1 pseudogene is annotated in these 2108 nt (G+C 72.2%); it reads right to left on the reverse strand.

The annotated features are described in order from the left end of the window. Positions 1–541, reverse strand: a pseudogene (locus ACHQ4I_RS39280) (hypothetical protein); the annotation flags it as partial. Between the last annotated feature and the right edge of the window lie 1567 nt (positions 542–2108).

Consider the following 2108-nt stretch of genomic DNA (forward strand, 5'->3'; position numbering starts at 1 on the left):
CGTGGTCTGCGGCACTGAGGGTTCCGGCGGGAACGGCGGCACCGGCGTCGTCGACGGCACTGAGGGCTCCGGCGGGAACGGCGGCACCGACGTCGTCAACGGCACTGAGGGCTCCAGCGGGAACGGCGGCACCGGCGTGGTGGGCGGCACCGGGGGCTGCGGCGTCGTTGGCGGGAACGGCGGCACCGGCGTGCTCGGCGTCGTCGGCGGTTGCCACGTCGTCGGCGGCACGGGCGTCGTCGGTGGCACCGGGGGCTGCGACGTCGGCGGCGGCACAGGCGTCGGCTGCGGCACAGGCGTCGTCGGCGGAACCGGGGGTTGCGGCGTCGTTGGCGGGAATGGCGGCACCGGCGTGCTCGGCGTCGTCGGCGGTTGCCACGTCGTCGGCGGCACGGGCGTCGTCGGTGGCACCGGGGGCTGCGACGTCGGCGGCGGCACAGGCGTCGGCTGCGGCACAGGCGTCGTCGGCGGAACCGGAGGTTGCGGCGTCGTTGGCGGGAACGGCGGCACCGGCGTGCTCGGCGTCGGCGGCGGTTGCCACGTCGTCGGCGGCACGGGCGTCGTCGGTGGCACCGGGGGCTGCGACGTCGGCGGCGGAACCGGGGGTTGCGGGGCGGTCGGCGGGACCGGTGGCGTAGGTGGAACCGGAGGCACCGGCGGCGTAGGTGGAAGCGGGGGCTTCGGCGGCGTAGGTGGAAGCGGGGGCTTCGGGGGGACCGGCGGTTTGGGCGGCATCGGCTCATGCGGCGGCACAGGCGGTTTCGGCGGTACCGGCTGATGTGGCTGAACCGGAGGCTTCGGCGGGTGCGGCGGCGTTGGCGGGTGCGGCGGCGTTGGCGGGTGCGGCGGCTGCGGGGGTTCCGGCGGGTGCTTCGGCAGCGGCCAAGTCGGATCGAACTGTGCCCTACTGGGCGGATCGGGCATCTCGTACTCGTGGTTCAGCCTCGGTGGATGCGGGATATGGGACCGCAGCATCGAACCGGGCAATGGCGGCAGCTCCGAACCACCCGAATCCGACCGCCCCTCCGGAGGCTCCTGCCCACCACCCCGATTCGACCGAGCCCCACCCTCGCCCGCTCCCCCGTCACGACCACGACTCCCGCCATCCCCAACCGACTCCTCATCCCCCGCCCGACCACGCGAGGCATGACCGGACGAATCCCCGTCACCTGCACGACCACCCGAGGCACCGCGGGATGATCCATCGTCACCGGCACGCCCGTCCCGCGCCCGACCCTCAGACAACCCCCCGCCACCTCGCTGCTCGGGACGCGCTGCTCCATCGGACGATTCAGCATCGGCACGCCCGTGCCGCGCCCGTCCCTCCGACGTCTCTCCGTCACCGCCCTGCTCGGGACGCGTTGCCCCATCCGACGATTCATCATCCGCACGGCCACGACCCGCCGCCCAGTCAGACGACTCCTCCTCGCCATGCTGGGCGCCCAGATCCGTGGCAGACCGATCGTCCCCGCCTCGCGGCACACTGGGTTCCGAACCTTCGCGAACCGGAGGCGCCTCGGGCACGGGCGATTCACGATCACTCCGCGCCGGAGCACCTGACGACTCTGCATCATCCGCATGATCACGACTGCCCGTGCTGTCCCGTGCATCCTGACCCCGCTGCGTGCCGGAATCGATAGCCGAGTGGTTGTTGGCGACCCGTCGCGCAGTGGGTTCAGTGCCTTCGCGAACTGGAAGCACCTCGGGCGCGGACGATTCGCCGTCACGATCACCATGGGCCGCAGCATCAGACGAGTCCGCGTCATCGGCGCGATTGCGACTGCCTGCGGGGTCCGCCGGATCCTGACCATGCTGGGGGTCCGGATCGGGGACCGAGCGCTCGTCTGTGGTCAGCGGTTGAGTCGGTTCCGAATCTTTCCGGACCGCAGGCTCTTCGGTTGTCGGGGCGCGCTCAACCGAGTGCTGGCCCGTCGTGCGGGTCGGATCCGAATCTTGCTGAACCGCAGGCACTTCCGTTGTCAGGGGCCGCCGGGTGCCGTCAGAGGACGAATGCGCTGTGGGTGCTGGTTGTGGGAGTTCGGCGGTCGGGTGGGGTGGTTCGTTGGAGGTCGCGGGGAGGCCGAGGGGGGTGTCCGGAGTGGATAGTG

The organism is Nocardia nepalensis (genome assembly GCF_048910785.1).
In the GTDB taxonomy this organism is placed as follows: Bacteria; Actinomycetota; Actinomycetes; order Mycobacteriales; family Mycobacteriaceae; genus Nocardia; species Nocardia nepalensis.